Annotated in this window: 16 protein-coding genes and 2 tRNA genes; 10 read left to right on the forward strand and 8 right to left on the reverse strand. The window is 52.1% G+C overall.

All coding sequences use genetic code 11. The features are described 5' to 3' along the window. Positions 1-28: 28 nt before the first annotated feature. From ETA_RS11550 to ETA_RS11560, 3 genes are all read right to left on the reverse strand, one after another. Positions 29-116 (reverse strand) — tRNA-Ser (locus ETA_RS11550). A 233-nt stretch (positions 117-349) separates the two neighbouring features. Beyond that, positions 350-437: transfer RNA gene (locus tag ETA_RS11555), tRNA-Ser, on the reverse strand. 13 nt (positions 438-450) lie between these two features. Further along, on the reverse strand, positions 451-633 hold the full coding sequence (locus ETA_RS11560; protein ID WP_042958991.1) for a hypothetical protein: 183 nt from the start codon (positions 631-633) through the stop codon (positions 451-453). A gap of 32 nt (positions 634-665) precedes the next feature. On the opposite strand from ETA_RS11560, the gene yccA reads away from it, so the two are divergent. Both yccA and tusE read left to right on the forward strand, forming a co-directional pair. Further along, positions 666-1322, forward strand: coding sequence for an FtsH protease modulator YccA (gene yccA / locus ETA_RS11565; protein WP_012441807.1), 657 nt, complete (start codon positions 666-668; stop codon positions 1320-1322). A 104-nt stretch (positions 1323-1426) separates the two neighbouring features. Further along, positions 1427-1753: a sulfurtransferase TusE gene (tusE, locus tag ETA_RS11570; RefSeq protein ID WP_012441808.1), complete on the forward strand. Its 327-nt coding sequence runs from the start codon at positions 1427-1429 to the stop codon at positions 1751-1753. 3 nt (positions 1754-1756) lie between these two features. Here tusE and yccX read toward each other — a convergent pair whose 3' ends face one another. Further along, positions 1757-2035 carry an acylphosphatase gene (gene yccX, locus ETA_RS11575; protein ID WP_012441809.1) on the reverse strand — a complete coding sequence of 93 codons (279 nt, stop codon included), beginning with the start codon at positions 2033-2035 and terminating at the stop codon, positions 1757-1759. 88 nt (positions 2036-2123) lie between these two features. Between yccX and rlmI the strand changes: the two genes are divergently transcribed. Further along, a complete protein-coding gene (gene rlmI / locus ETA_RS11580; protein ID WP_012441810.1) occupies positions 2124-3314 on the forward strand; it encodes a 23S rRNA (cytosine(1962)-C(5))-methyltransferase RlmI in 1191 nt (396 codons plus the stop codon). A 61-nt stretch (positions 3315-3375) separates the two neighbouring features. Continuing rightward, entirely contained in the window at positions 3376-3693 is a 318-nt protein-coding gene (hspQ, locus tag ETA_RS11585) for a heat shock protein HspQ (RefSeq protein ID WP_012441811.1), read from the forward strand. Positions 3694-3718: 25 nt separating this feature from the next. Here the strand turns inward: hspQ and ETA_RS11590 are convergent, their stop codons facing one another. Continuing rightward, complete coding sequence (locus ETA_RS11590) at positions 3719-4138, reverse strand: CoA-binding protein (RefSeq protein ID WP_012441812.1); 420 nt, start codon at positions 4136-4138, stop codon at positions 3719-3721. Positions 4139-4324: 186 nt separating this feature from the next. Here ETA_RS11590 and ETA_RS11595 point away from each other — a divergent pair, with 186 nt between their 5' ends. Then, positions 4325-4960, forward strand: a complete 636-nt coding sequence (locus ETA_RS11595; protein ID WP_012441813.1) for a YccT family protein — start codon at positions 4325-4327, stop codon at positions 4958-4960. Positions 4961-5041: 81 nt separating this feature from the next. After that, positions 5042-5500 carry a methylglyoxal synthase gene (locus tag ETA_RS11600; RefSeq protein WP_012441814.1) on the forward strand — a complete coding sequence of 153 codons (459 nt, stop codon included), beginning with the start codon at positions 5042-5044 and terminating at the stop codon, positions 5498-5500. Positions 5501-5514: 14 nt separating this feature from the next. Here ETA_RS11600 and helD read toward each other — a convergent pair whose 3' ends face one another. Continuing rightward, positions 5515-7569: a DNA helicase IV gene (gene helD, locus ETA_RS11605; protein WP_012441815.1), complete on the reverse strand. Its 2055-nt coding sequence runs from the start codon at positions 7567-7569 to the stop codon at positions 5515-5517. Positions 7570-7701: 132 nt separating this feature from the next. On the opposite strand from helD, the gene ETA_RS11610 reads away from it, so the two are divergent. Together ETA_RS11610 and yccS are read left to right on the forward strand one after the other, a co-directional pair. Beyond that, complete coding sequence (locus ETA_RS11610; protein WP_012441816.1) at positions 7702-8148, forward strand: YccF domain-containing protein; 447 nt, start codon at positions 7702-7704, stop codon at positions 8146-8148. 9 nt (positions 8149-8157) lie between these two features. After that, complete coding sequence (yccS, locus tag ETA_RS11615; protein WP_012441817.1) at positions 8158-10305, forward strand: YccS family putative transporter; 2148 nt, start codon at positions 8158-8160, stop codon at positions 10303-10305. Here the strand turns inward: yccS and ETA_RS11620 are convergent. Beyond that, positions 10302-10931: a TfoX/Sxy family DNA transformation protein gene (locus ETA_RS11620; RefSeq protein WP_012441818.1), complete on the reverse strand. Its 630-nt coding sequence runs from the start codon at positions 10929-10931 to the stop codon at positions 10302-10304. The two genes, yccS and ETA_RS11620, sit on opposite strands and share 4 nt — an antisense overlap. A gap of 412 nt (positions 10932-11343) precedes the next feature. Here ETA_RS11620 and sulA point away from each other — a divergent pair, with 412 nt between their 5' ends. Further along, complete coding sequence (gene sulA, locus ETA_RS11625; protein ID WP_012441819.1) at positions 11344-11850, forward strand: SOS-induced cell division inhibitor SulA; 507 nt, start codon at positions 11344-11346, stop codon at positions 11848-11850. Positions 11851-12199: 349 nt separating this feature from the next. Beyond that, complete coding sequence (ompA, locus tag ETA_RS11630; RefSeq protein WP_012441820.1) at positions 12200-13267, forward strand: porin OmpA; 1068 nt, start codon at positions 12200-12202, stop codon at positions 13265-13267. Between the two features lie 91 nt (positions 13268-13358). On the opposite strand, the gene matP is transcribed toward ompA, so the two are convergent. Then, a complete protein-coding gene (gene matP, locus ETA_RS11635; RefSeq protein WP_012441821.1) occupies positions 13359-13811 on the reverse strand; it encodes a macrodomain Ter protein MatP in 453 nt (150 codons plus the stop codon). Positions 13812-13847 lie beyond the last annotated feature (36 nt).

A 13847-nucleotide genomic window follows, 5' to 3' on the forward strand; every position in this document is an offset into this window, starting at 1 on the left:
GCTTCTGCAAGCTCGGGGTCGAATTTGATGGTGGAGGAGTAGAGATTCGAACTCTAGAACGGTTTCCCGTCGCCGGTTTTCAAGACCGGTGCCTTCAGCCACTCGGCCACTCCTCCACACGGTTATCAATTATTGAGAGGGTCTCTCGCTAACTGATGGGGCGCATTATAGGGGATGTTTTTTCGTTTGCCAACGTTATTTTTGTCTATTTTGTTGATTTTATGAGCATTTGAATTCAACTGGCGAAAAAAACATCGTCATCCTGACATGGGCTGGTGACCGCCATGCTCCGGGGGTTTATTCAGCACATAGCAAAACGGGCCAGCTTGCGCTGACCCGTTAAATTTGATGGTGGAGGAGTAGAGATTCGAACTCTAGAACGGTTTCCCGTCGCCGGTTTTCAAGACCGGTGCCTTCAGCCACTCGGCCACTCCTCCACGTTGGGCGGCACTATAAACACTTGCGTTGAGCTTGTAAAGCAGCTTTTATTTCAGTTGCGTAAAAAAAAATCGCCGGGCGCGCGACTGCCGTAATTATCAACAAAATGCTGGCAAAAGCAGCGCTAACATGCGTAAAGAAGGGTAAAACGGCTTCCCCCGCCATTTTGCTCTCCTTATGCTCACCATCAGACATTTTCTAACTTCAGCCATCCCGAGAGGTGCTTTATGGATCGCATCGTTTCCTCCACGCGCGACAGCTCGCTGCTAAGTACGCACAGAGTTCTGCGCAACACCTATTTTCTACTCGGCCTGACGCTGGCATTTTCTGCGCTGACCGCCACGCTGAGTACCGTTTTTGCGCTGCCTGCGCCGGGGTTAATTCTCATGCTGGCCGGTTTTTATGGCCTGATGTTCTTAACCTACCGCCTGGCTAACAGCCCAAGCGGCATTCTCGCGGCGTTCGCCTTCACCGGCTTCCTGGGATACTGTCTTGGACCCATCCTGAACAGCTTCCTGTCTGCCGGAATGGGCGATGTGATTGGTCTGGCGCTCGGCGGCACTGCGCTGGTGTTTTTCTGCTGTTCTGCCTATGTACTGACCACCCGCAAGGATATGTCATTCCTGTCCGGGATGTTGATGGCCGGCTTCGTTGTTCTGCTTATTGCCGTAGTGGCCAACCTGTTCCTCAACATCCCTGCCCTGCACATGGCTATCAGCGTGCTGTTCGTGCTGTTCTCTACCGGAGCAATCCTGTGGGAAACCAGTAACATCATTCACGGCGGCGAAACCAACTATATTCGCGCGACCGTCAGCCTGTATGTCTCTATCTATAACATTTTCGTCAGCCTGCTCAGCCTGTTGGGAATGTCCCGCAGCAACTAAGCCATCCTGGCTGTCACCGAGGCCCTGCACATGCAGGGCTTTATTTTTTGCCGGAACAAAAATTTGTTAAACTAACCTTTGGTCAACAATATTGAGGCAAGACGGTGCAGTTTAACGGCAAAGAAATCGCGCGGGATGCGCAAGGTTACCTGAAATCCACGGCAGACTGGAGTGAAGGCCTTGCTCTGCAGCTGGCGGCAGAAGAGGCGATTGAACTTAGCGAGGCACACTGGGAAGTGGTGCGTTTCGTCAGGGAGTTCTATCTGGAGTTTAATACCTCTCCCGCCGTGCGCATGTTGGTCAAAGCCATGTCACAGAAATATGGCGAGGAAAAAGGCAATAGCCGCTATCTTTTTCGTCTTTTTCCCAAAGGCCCGGCAAAGCAGGCAACGAAAATTGCCGGCCTGCCTAAACCCGTTAAGTGTCTGTAGTGCTTAGCCCGTGGTGAAGCCCTGCGGAACGGTTGCGGGATGCCAGGGCTCAGACAGTACCTTATCGATACGCGCGCGGCCGGGGCCGCCGCCCTTCAGCCATGCCAGCAGAGACGCTACCTGCTGCGCTTCTCCGCAGGCCAGGATCTCTACGCTGCCGTCATCCAGATTTTTTGCATATCCGCGCAGATCATGCTTTTGCGCTTCAAGCCGGGTACCGTAGCGAAACCCGACTCCCTGAACCCGACCATGAACCCACACGCGTTGACAGATGATTGGCATTTTTCCTCCTCTGACCAAGACTCATTGCTTTTTTACGGATGGCACCGGACAATATCGTCTGATTCTCTTAGATTAAGCATAGCCAAACATGACCGTTCGTTTAATTCTTGCCAAAGGACGTGAAAAATCCTTGCTTCGTCGTCATCCGTGGGTATTTTCCGGTGCCGTTGCCCGTCTGGAAGGAAAAGCCCAGCCGGGAGAAACGATTGACGTCTGTGACAGCCAGGGTAAATGGCTGGCACGCGCAGCCTGGTCTCCTTCATCCCAGATCCGCGCCCGAGTCTGGAGCTGGCAACAGGATGAATCGATAGATATCGACTTTTTCGTCCGCCGGCTTAATGCCGCACAACAGCTACGCGACTGGCTGGCACTGCGTGACAATCTGGACAGCTATCGCCTGATCGCCGGTGAGTCCGATGGATTGCCGGGGATCACTATCGATCGTTTCGGCAATTTCCTTGTGTTGCAGCTGTTATCCGCCGGCGCGGAATACCAGCGTGCGGCGCTCATCACCGCGCTGCAACGGTGCTACCCAGATTGTGCAATTTACGATCGGTCCGATGTCAGCGTGCGTAAGAAAGAGGGGTTGGAGCTGACTCAGGGCGTAGTGCTTGGTGACGCACCGCCACCCCTTCTGCCCATTACCGAACACGGCATGAAGCTGCTGGTGGATATTCAGACCGGACATAAGACCGGCTACTATCTCGACCAGCGTGACAGCCGTCAGGCAACCCGGCGCTATGCCCAGGGTCGCCGCGTGCTGAACTGCTTCTCCTACACCGGCGGCTTCGCCGTATCTGCCCTGATGGGCAACTGCAAAGAGGTCATCAGCGTTGATACCTCCCAGGCGGCGCTGGACGTAGCGCGTCAAAACGTTGAACTTAACGGATTAGATGTCAGCAAAGCTCATTTCCAGCGTGATGACGTTTTCAAGCTTCTGCGGCGCTACCGTGACGAGGGTGAAAAGTTCGATTTGATTATTATGGACCCCCCTAAATTCGTAGAAAACAAAAATCAGCTGATGGGAGCTTGCCGGGGTTATAAGGACATCAATATGCTGGCCATGCAGTTACTGAATCCCGGCGGGATGCTGATGACGTTCTCCTGCTCCGGCCTGATGGCGACCGACCTGTTCCAAAAAATCCTTGCTGATGCGGCGGTCGATGCACAGCGCGAGGTACAGTTTATCGAACAGTTCCGGCAGGCTGCGGATCATCCGGTGATCAGCAGCTACCCGGAAGGGATGTACCTGAAAGGTTTTGCCTGCCGCGTCATTTGACTTGAAAACGTCGTAACCGCCTCAATATAGAACTAAGTACAAAGTTTCTTGGGAGGTTACGATGATTGCCAGCAAATTTGGTCTCGGACAACAGGTACGCCATCAGCTTTACGGTTTTCTGGGCGTGATCGTTGATGTCGATCCGGAATATTCATTGGCGGATACGGAAATAGACGACGCTGCTACCAGCGAAACGCTACGCGGCGCTCCCTGGTATCACGTGGTGATGGAGGATGACGATGGCCAGACGGTTCAGACCTACCTGGCTGAAGCCCAGCTTTCATGGGAAATTCCAGGCGAACATCCCGAACAGCCCTCCCTGGATGAGCTTGCCGCCTCTATCCGTCAGCAGCTGCAAGCACCACGTCTGAGAAACTGATTAAACCCCGCCCAGTGCGGGGTTTTTAATGCGGCTTTTCCAGACCTAAGCGCGGGATCTCAATTTTCGGACAGCGATCCATCACCACCTGTAATCCCGACTCTTTCGCTAATACCGCCGCCTGCTCGTTAATTACGCCAATTTGCAGCCATAATATCCCGGCATGAATGGCTATCGCATCCTGGGCCACTTCCCATGCTGCATCCGAATGACGAAACACATCGACCATATCAATTTTTACCGGAATATCTGCCAGCGCGGCATAAACCGTCTGGCCCTGAAGCGTTTTTCCGGCCAGTTTCGGACTGACGGGTATCACCTGATACCCCTGGGTTAGCAGGTATGCCATCACCCTATAACTTGGGCGAGCGGGGTTGTCGCTGGCCCCCACCAATGCAATCGTTTTTGCAGATAACAGAATATCCGCGACGGTACCGTCATTCATTTTCGCCCCCAGTTTTTAACCGCTCTGTGCTCTATATTGTGGCAAACCTGGCGATATAGGGAATGACATTTCCTCTGTTTACGCCTTGTAGCACAAATAAGTATGTTCAAATGTTAATATGGTGCCATACTGAAAGACTTTGATACACTCGTATCCGTTCCCTATTCGTTCCACTCTGGAGTTACAATGAAGCTGCGTATGGCCATCACCGGACTACTGGCAATGCTGGTGGCAGCAAATTCACTGGCGACAACGCTGAAATTGTCTGCTGATATTGACCTTCTGGTACTGGATGGGCGCAAAATTACGGGGTCGCTACTGAAAGGTGCAGAAGGGCTGGAGCTGGAACGTGGTGAACATCAGTTATTGTTTCAGGTAGAAAAAACGTTTAAGAATTCTGCACAGGCCGCCATCAGCTGGAAATCCTCACCGCAAATTGTCACCTTTACAGCGCGCAGCTCTTCAGTGGTCATCAGCATTCCGCAACTAACCACGCTGCGTGAGGCAAAACATTTCGACAGCAAGCCCCGGTTCACCCTGGTTAATGAGCTGGGCGCTGAAGTCGATACTAAGCGCGATCGGCTATTGGGCAGGACGCAGAGTAGTTTCGAGCAGGCAATGCTGGCCTATAATATGTCGGGCAAGGTGGCGTCGGTGCCACGCTTTGCGCACACTTTGCCGCTAAAGGCTCCGGCCGGCCCTCTATCCGGCATAACCAGCAGCCTCCATCCTGCACAACCCGTGCGCCTTTGGCTTCTTCAGGTTGATACCGCCACGCGTCAACGTCTGATTATGCTGATGAATGCCCTGCATACCAGTTGATATCTGGCGGGTTGCGGCGCTACACTTAACCTTCTGTTTGCTCATTCCTTTTTGCCCTCTCCAGCCAACCAGGATATCTGAATGGATCAGACAACACGCACCGTCCAGGCACAAAAACATATCGCGCTGGTGGCCCATGATCACTGTAAAACCTCTTTGATGCAGTGGGTTGCTATTCACAAAGAGAAGCTACAGCATCACATTCTGTATGCCACCGGCACCACTGGCCACCTGGTCCAGCGTGCCACCGGCCTACCCGTCACCGCCATGATGAGCGGGCCGATGGGCGGCGATCAGCAGGTGGGTGCGCTGATTTCAGAAGGCCGAATTGATCTGCTTATTTTCTTCTGGGACCCGCTCAACGCCGTGCCGCACGACCCCGATGTTAAAGCCCTTCTGCGCCTCGCGACGGTGTGGAACATACCTGTCGCGACCAATCGCACCACCGCCGACTTTATTATCCATTCGCCGCTGTTTGACCGGCAGGTCGAAATCGAAATACCGGATTATCAACTTTATCTTCAGCAACGACTGAAATAATACGTCACGCTGTGTCAGGGTTTGCGCAATGTGGGCACGCCCTGTTTACTCAATTCAGCGACAAAAACCGAAGGCGCATCGGGATCGTACAATAGCCAAACCTGCTGCCTGGCTCGGGTCATTGCGACATAAGCCAGTCTGCGCTCCTCCGCATGCGGAAAATCCTCCGGAACGGGTAGCAGTGCGTCTTCCATCACCGATTCTCTCGCCGCTGCGGGAAAACCCTCTTTACCTTCCGACAGTCCGAGCACAATCACATAATCCGCCTGCTGGCCCTTACTGGCATGGATCGTAGAAAATTCGATATTGAGCTTTGGCCAGCGGGTTGCCGCTTTATTCAGCACTTCCGGACGCAGATGGTGATATCGCGACAGCAGCAAAATCCGCTCATCGGGTTTAGCGTACCCGCTGATTTTGTTCAGCAGCGGCTCCAGCTGTTCCTCCGGCAGCAGTGAAATCGACTTTTTATTTCCTTTACTAAGCCCGTTGAGCGGTTTTTTTAGCTGGGCGGGATTAGCCTGCACAAAGGCATTGGCCACTTCGCCGATACGTTGGTTAAAACGGTAGGTGGTGTCCAGCACGCAGTGGTCGCCCGCACCGAAGTAATGATGGAAGGCAGTGGTTAACGCCATATCAGCACCGCTGAAACGGTAGATGGCCTGCCAGTCATCACCAACGGCAAACAGCGAGCTCTGCGTATTCTGTCGACGTAATGCGGCAAGGAGTGCCGCGCGCTGAGGGGAGATATCCTGAAACTCATCAACCAGAATATGCTTCCACGGGCTGATAAAACGCCCCTTATCCAGAAGATTCACCGCCTGATGAATCAACCCGGCGAAATCGATGGCCCCCTCTTCTTTCAGAGCGCCTTTCCACGCCTTCATTAGAGGGGCCATTAATTTTACGCGTTTAGTGAAAAGCAAACGGACCGCCTCAGGGGCTGATTCGATCATCTCCGCCTGGGTTCCCCCATGCATGCGCATGAGTCCTAACCAGCGCTCCAGGCGGCTGGCAAGCTGCCGCGCCAGCCGATCGTCCTGCCAAAAAGTCCCGTCAGGTAAATCCCATTTCAGCTCGTCAGTCAGCCACTGACGCCATCCATTCGCCTGGGCTTTTTTCTCACTACACTGCTGACGCCAAACCTCAATCAGCAGCGCCTGCCGCATGTCGCTATCTGTTTCCAGCCTGCTGATAGCTGGAGATTTATTGCTGCCTTGCTGAATGATATGCAGCGCCAGCGCATGAAAAGTTCGCGCCTGAATGTCACCCGTTGCCAGCCGTGCACGAATACGTTCGTTCATCTCTTCTGCGGCCTTGCGACCGAATGCCAGTAGTAAAACCTGACCGGCGCTGGCCTGCTTGCGCATCATCAACCAGCCGGCTCGCGCCACCAACACCGATGTTTTACCACTGCCTGCCCCCGCCAACACCAGTACGGCATCCTCGCCATTCACCACAGCCCGCGCCTGCGAAGCATTAAGCGGCGAGGTTTCTACCTGACTAAAGAAGTCGGCATGCTGTTCCAGCACGCGCTCCGTCCACCCAGCGTTACGATTGAAACGCTGACGTTCGCCATCGTTAAGCCATTTCAGACAAAACTGGTAAGCTTCACGGCAGTTATCAAATTCATCGAGCCGCTCAACCGGCAACGGAAGAGAATCAAAAGCCTGATGGATTGCCCGCTGCCAGCCTGCAATATCGCCACGAGAAAGCCAGCGGTCCTGCCGTTCAGCCTGATGAATTTGATGCTGCTGCGCGGTTAACACCGTGGCGGAAACATCACTCATTTCACTGCTCCACTGCTGCCATAACTGGCTGAGGTAGTGGTAAAAGCGCTGGGTTTCATTCCATTCCGTGCCATGCAGTCGCACAACCTTACCATCAGGTAGAGTGAACTCCAGCTCGCCCCAAACCAGTCCCCGCTTGCATTTTATCGCCTGCAGCTGATTAAAAGGGATCGTATATTCATGCTTTTCACCGCTAACCTCGATGCCTGCGGTCAGCAGCCGCACCCGATTATAAGGATGCTGCGCCAGATGTTTACCCAACGATGTCGCTTTCAGTTCCATTCCGATGCCCTGGCTGCGGTTAAATTAATCATCAAACAGTTTAACTGGCTGCAGTATACCTCTACAGCGCCAGAACAAGGTACAATCAATGAATTGTCTTCAGATAGACCTTATAAAGAGGAGTTGCCTGCTATGCGCACGGTGTTAAATGTTTTGAATTTTGTGTTAGGTGGGTTTGTCACCACTCTCGGCTGGCTTCTGGCAACGGTTGTCACCATTATCTTCATCTTTACTTTGCCGCTCACGCGATCCTGCTGGGAAATAACCAAACTGTCTCTGGTCCCTTACGGTAACGAAGCGGTACACGTTGATGAGCTGAATCCCACAGGTAAAAATACATTACGCAACTCCGGGAGAACCCTACTGAACATTCTCTGGCTGGTGTTTTTCGGCTGGTGGCTGTGCATAACGCATATTATCGCCGGTATTGCACAATGCTTAACCATCATCGGTATACCTGTGGGTATTGCCAATTTTAAAATTGCCGCCATTGCACTATGGCCGGTTGGTCGCCGTGTCGTTTCGGTTGAAGTCGCAAGGGCAGCCCGTGAGGCCAATGCACGTGCACGTTTTCGCTGAATAATCACCATGCCCACGAAGATGTTTGGCAATCTGCGCCAGCGCGTTTTTAACAGCGCCTGGCTCTACAATATTCGCATTACCCTGGCACTGGCTGGAACCAGCGTGTTGCCCTGGTGGCTGCATCAGGTTACCTGGACGATCCCCCTGACGCTGGGAGTGGTGGCGGCAGCGCTGGCCGATCTCGATGACCGCCTGAGTGGCAGACTGCGTAACCTGATTATTACGCTGGTCTGCTTCTGCGTCGCTTCCGTTTCAGTCGAGCTGTTATTCCCCTACCCGTGGCTGTTTATCGCCGGCCTTGCCGTGTCCAGCTGGGGATTTATTTTGCTGGGTGCCCTGGGCCCACGCTATGCAACCATCGCTTTCGGCGCGCTGCTTATCGCTATCTATACCATGCTGGGGATTAACCTGTTTCCTCAATGGTATCTGCAGCCGGCCCTGCTGCTGCTGGGTGCCATTTGGTATAACGCACTGACGCTGATCGGACACCTGTTATTCCCTATTCGCCCGCTCCAGGAGAGTATATCAAGCTGCTTTTCCCAACTAGCGGGTTACCTGGAAGCCAAAGCCAACCTGTTTGCCCCCGACCAGCCAGAAGACGACCGTCAAACGCTTGTGGATATGGCAATGGCCAACAGCAGGCTGGTGACGCAATTGAATCAGGCGAAAGCCTCCATCCAGTCGAGGCTGCGTGGCGATCGTGGTCAACGTGGTACGCGCCGTACCCTGCACTATTATTTCGTTGCGCAGGATATTCATGAGCGAGCCAGCTCATCCCACGTCCAGTATCAGACACTGCGTGAGACTTGGGGAACAAGCGATATTCTGTTTCGCTTTCAGCGCCTGCTAACGCTACAGTCCCAGGCTTGCTACCAGTTGTCGCGTACCATCCTGCTACGCGAGCCTTATCACCATAGCGCTCATTTCGAGAGGGTCTTGACCAATTTGCAGGCCACACTTCATCGCCTGATGAACAAGCAGCCCGACAGCCCTGAAGTTAAAGCGATGGCTTACCTGTTGAACAATTTGAAAGCAATTGATGCTCAACTGGCAACGATTGAATCCGAGCAGATCCTCGCCGACGCACACTCTCAGCAAAACCATACGCTTTCTAACGAAGGTCTGACCGGCTGGAGTGATATCCGTCTGCGCCTAAGCCGTCACCTTAGCCCAGAGTCATCGCTATTTCGCCATGCGACCCGGCTGTCTCTTTTACTGTGCACCGGTTATGCGTTGATACAAATCACCGGCCTGCAGCACGGGTATTGGATATTGTTGACCAGCCTGTTCGTCTGCCAGCCAAACTACAGCGCCACCCGTCGACGTCTTGCGCTGCGCATCATTGGCACCCTGACGGGGATTGCCCTGGGGTTACCGCTACTGTGGCTGGTGCCTTCGGTTGAAGGGCAGCTGATTTTGATAGTCATCTCCGGCGTACTTTTCTTCGCCTTCCGCCATGTTCAGTACGCACATGCCACGATGTTCATCACGCTGCTTGTATTGTTCTGTTTCAACCTGCTCGGTGAAGGTTTCGAAGTGGCGTTACCACGGGTTGTTGACACCCTTATCGGCTGCGGCATAGCCTGGCTGGCGGTGACGTTTATCTGGCCTGACTGGCGCTTTCGGCGGCTTCCTGCCGTGGCCGATCGTGCGTTGAAGGCAAATTTCCGCTATCTGGAGGCGATCCTGGTGCAGTATTACCAGGGTAAGGATAACCGTCTGGATTATCGCATTGCGCGGCGCGATGCCCATAACGGGGATGCTGAGCTAGCCTCGGTCGTTTCCAATCTGTCGGTAGAGAATAAAACAGATCGGGACTTGCGCGAGGAAGCTTTCAGACTTTTGTGCCTCAATCATTCATTTCTCAGCTACATCTCTGCTCTGGGAGCGCACCGTGAAAAGCTGGAAAATGACGCTTTGCTGGGACTCATGGATGATGCCGTAAACTGCGTCAACAGTATTCTGCACCTGGCAAATGTTGATGATAACAAAGCGCAAAAGATAATGGACAACCTGACAGCATATCTTCAACAGAGCGAATCTAACGCAGATACCGAAACCAAAGAGCCACTGGTTCTGCAGCAGATGGGCCTGCTGGTGGCTCTTTTACCCGAAATCGCACGACTAAAGAATGACCTTGCTTTACATGCCTAACTCACTGAATGCGCGATATTTTCCTCCTGCTGTGCATACAGGTAAAACCAGCTGCGCAACTCTTCCTTCTCTACCCGTGGCAACACTTCATAGTGCCGCCCGGCAATGGCTCCCTGCAGTGCGAATAAAACGGTTAGCCCGACATTCTTATTACACGCGTGCAAACGAAGCCAGCAGTTCTTCGCCCCCTGCCTCTTGAGCATCTCGATACTGGAAATACCCACCTGACGTAACAGCATCTCCATACGAATGCCCAAATTGGGTAAATCCTTAAGTCTTTGGTTATTCTGACGTTCTTGCAGCTGTCTTTGTGCCTCCATCAGGCAGATATGTGAAAACGTCAGCAGCAGATTGTCATCGGACCACAGCGCCCGATCAACGCGGTAGTAATCAAGCTCCACCGACACACCGCGCTTGTTCAGGCTTAATGCTTCCATTTTGCGTTCTGTAATGTAGGGCTGTAACCGCTCACAGGCCCGCAGATACATTTCACCTTCCGCTACAACCGCAAAAACGGTTTTCTCGACTGACAGGGAATAACCACCAAACTGAGTTCGTGATTTCACCTCGCCAAGCCGTGCCAACCGCTGTTTAACTTCCGCTATCTTACGTCTTGAACTGTCCATGATCTCTCCCTGTATCGATTAGAAAATTCATCTCTTTCTCTGTGGTATTGCGTGTTAGAAAATAGGCAATCTTGATTAAGGGTTCAATGAATAATTCACGTCTTCCGGGTTTGCATTATGATTTTGCGAGACGCTACGAAAAAAATCTGGCGGCTGTGAAATATTTCGGAGACTCACGCCGTATCGGCAAAGCTATTGATCAACGGGGCTGATGAAGCAGTAAAGTTGTTATTTACCCACGACATATAAATTCGGGTGCAGAGAATCTCATCCCGATACCGCACGATCATAATGTAGGGGGCGAGACTGGCTTTGTGAGTCTTCTGCCCGGCCCTCAGCAAGATTGAGGTTGATCTTTGCTCAACAGCACTATACTGTATATCCATACAGTCAACTGGTGGGCGAAGACATTATGCGTACTCATTCAATAAAAATTCAATCTCTTAAACGCACTCAGCACGTTTCCACACCGGTGATGACCTCACCTGTATGTGCCAACGGCCTGATAAGCGAATTGATTTATAATGAGGATCATCCCGGTATGACTCAACTACTGCTGCTACCGCTATTGCAGCAACTGGGTACGCAGTCTCGCTGGCAGCTATGGCTAACGCCACAACAAAAACTAAGCCGCGACTGGCTACTGCGTTCCGGCCTTCCTTTAGACAAAGTCATGCAATCTCCGCGTTGCGGCACCATCACCACCGTAGAAGCGATGATCAAAGCATTACAGACGGGAAACTACAGTGTTGTTTTGGGTTGGCTGGCAGACGAAATATCTGTATCGGAACGTCAGCGTTTACAGCAGGCGGCGAAGTCCGGCCAGGCGTTGGGGCTGATTATGCGGTCTGAGCGCGGTGTTTTATCCCCATCGAGACCTCTGGATGGGGTAAAAATTCAATCAAGTTTGTATCATTAAGTAAAAAGGAGAATTTTCCGAAATTTTTTTTCCAACAAACCCTCTTTATGCGACAAATTTAGGCTGAGCCCGGCGTGGCAATGGTTTAGTCGCTATACGCGACCCCATTTCTGGCAAAAAATTCACCCTCAGGTGTTAAATTTTATGTCTTTAGCCGTTTTTTTTTACAGGGCACCATCATATCGCACTTGTAAGTTTGCTGGTACGTTGTAGACTTTAGCTCGCCAGGGTGCTCAATAACCTCCATTTTTTGGAAGAGTCATAATCGAGCTTTACAACCCGGCGAAGGATTAAACCAAAGAGCTAATTTTAAGCTCATTGCCTATTTGGATGATAACGAGGCGCAAAAATGAAAAAGACAGCTATCGCAATTGCAGTGGCACTGGCTGGCTTCGCTACCGTAGCGCAGGCCGCCCCTAAAGATGACACCTGGTACACCGGTGGTAAGCTGGGTTGGTCTCAGTACCACGATACTGGTTACTACGGTAACGGTTACCAAAACAACAATGGCCCAACCCACGAAAGCCAACTGGGTGCTGGTGCATTCCTTGGTTATCAGGCTAACCAATACCTCGGTTTCGAGCTGGGTTATGACTGGCTGGGACGTATGCCTAACAAAGGCAGCGTAACCAACGGTGCTTTCAAGGCACAGGGCGTTCAGCTGGCAGCTAAATTAAGCTACCCGATCGCTGACGATCTGGACGTTTACACCCGTCTGGGTGGTATGGTATGGCGCGCTGACTCAACTCAGACTAACCCAACCTACGGCCGCATCAGCAACCACGACACCGGTGTATCTCCACTGGCAGCCGTTGGTGTTGAATACGCACTGACCAAAAACTGGGCAACCCGTCTGGACTACCAGTGGGTTAACAACATTGGTGATGCAGGTACCGTTGGTACGCGTCCTGACAACTCTATGCTGAGCGTTGGCGTTTCCTACCGTTTCGGTCAGGATGAAGCGGCACCAGTTGTTGCTCCAGCACCAGCACCAGCTCCAGTTGTTGAAACCAAGCGTTTCACTCTGAAGTCTGACGTGCTGTTCACCTTCAACAAAGCTTCTCTGAAGCCAGAAGGTCAGCAGGCTCTGGATCAGCTGTACACCCAGCTGAGCAATCTGGATCCTAAAGATGGTTCTGTTGTTGTTCTGGGCTACACTGACCGTATCGGTTCAGAGCAGTACAACCAGAAACTGTCAGAGAAACGTGCTCAGTCAGTAGTGGATTACCTTGTTTCTAAAGGCATCCCTTCTAGCAAGATCTCTGCACGTGGCGAGGGTAAATCTAACCCTGTAACTGGCAATACCTGTGACAGCGTGAAAGCTCGTAAAGCTCTGATCGACTGCCTGGGTCCAGACCGTCGCGTAGAAATCGAAGTTAAAGGTATCAAGGACGTTGTGACTCAGCCACAGGCTTAAGTCGCTACGCTTTGAAAAAAACCCCGCTTATGCGGGGTTTTTTATTATCGGAGCAGGTGTATTACCGCTCGCTTCCCACTCGTTTTGATTTTTAAGATTTGCCGAGGATCGCCTGCAGATCGTGCTTTAGCGACGACATCTGATTAGCATATTGCTCTTTACGTTCTGCATCTTCAATAAGCTGTACGATTGTTTCAGAAAGCGTACTGTCCCGCCGTTGAGCCAGCGCCGCCAGACGCTGCCACACCAGATATTCCAAATCTATCGATTTTTTTCGGGTATGTTGATGTTCTGCATTGAAATGACGCTTACGCCGCGCACGAATAGTCTGCTTCATCCGATTTTCCAGCTTCGGATTGATATGCAGATCTATCCACTGCAACACATCAACCGGCCGATTCTCCATGAGTAGCAGTTCATCGACGGCGACCTGCGCCGCACTAGACTCGATATAGCGCGTGATCAATTCACCCTCTCGGTGTTTTTTGACCAGGTATTTCCATTTCCAGCCGCTTTCAAGATTTTCCAGTTGCTGATATTTCATTGGGATCTCATGCTGACCATATAACCGTTTAAGAAT

Source organism: Erwinia tasmaniensis Et1/99, from assembly GCF_000026185.1.
In the GTDB taxonomy this organism is placed as follows: Bacteria; Pseudomonadota; Gammaproteobacteria; order Enterobacterales; family Enterobacteriaceae; genus Erwinia; species Erwinia tasmaniensis.

Excerpts from the sequence above, each read along its gene's own strand:
- ETA_RS11560 (WP_042958991.1), bottom strand. The coding sequence starts at position 633 with ATGTCTGATGGTGAGCATAAGGAGAGCAAAATGGCGGGGGAAGCCGTT.
- yccA (WP_012441807.1), top strand. The coding sequence starts at position 666 with ATGGATCGCATCGTTTCCTCCACGCGCGACAGCTCGCTGCTAAGTACG.
- yccX (WP_012441809.1), bottom strand. The coding sequence starts at position 2,035 with ATGCCAATCATCTGTCAACGCGTGTGGGTTCATGGTCGGGTTCAGGGA.
- rlmI (WP_012441810.1), top strand. The coding sequence starts at position 2,124 with ATGACCGTTCGTTTAATTCTTGCCAAAGGACGTGAAAAATCCTTGCTT.
- hspQ (WP_012441811.1), top strand. The coding sequence starts at position 3,376 with ATGATTGCCAGCAAATTTGGTCTCGGACAACAGGTACGCCATCAGCTT.
- ETA_RS11590 (WP_012441812.1), bottom strand. The coding sequence starts at position 4,138 with ATGAATGACGGTACCGTCGCGGATATTCTGTTATCTGCAAAAACGATT.
- ETA_RS11595 (WP_012441813.1), top strand. The coding sequence starts at position 4,325 with ATGAAGCTGCGTATGGCCATCACCGGACTACTGGCAATGCTGGTGGCA.
- ETA_RS11600 (WP_012441814.1), top strand. The coding sequence starts at position 5,042 with ATGGATCAGACAACACGCACCGTCCAGGCACAAAAACATATCGCGCTG.
- helD (WP_012441815.1), bottom strand. The coding sequence starts at position 7,569 with ATGGAACTGAAAGCGACATCGTTGGGTAAACATCTGGCGCAGCATCCT.
- ETA_RS11610 (WP_012441816.1), top strand. The coding sequence starts at position 7,702 with ATGCGCACGGTGTTAAATGTTTTGAATTTTGTGTTAGGTGGGTTTGTC.
- yccS (WP_012441817.1), top strand. The coding sequence starts at position 8,158 with ATGCCCACGAAGATGTTTGGCAATCTGCGCCAGCGCGTTTTTAACAGC.
- ETA_RS11620 (WP_012441818.1), bottom strand. The coding sequence starts at position 10,931 with ATGGACAGTTCAAGACGTAAGATAGCGGAAGTTAAACAGCGGTTGGCA.
- sulA (WP_012441819.1), top strand. The coding sequence starts at position 11,344 with ATGCGTACTCATTCAATAAAAATTCAATCTCTTAAACGCACTCAGCAC.
- ompA (WP_012441820.1), top strand. The coding sequence starts at position 12,200 with ATGAAAAAGACAGCTATCGCAATTGCAGTGGCACTGGCTGGCTTCGCT.
- matP (WP_012441821.1), bottom strand. The coding sequence starts at position 13,811 with ATGAAATATCAGCAACTGGAAAATCTTGAAAGCGGCTGGAAATGGAAA.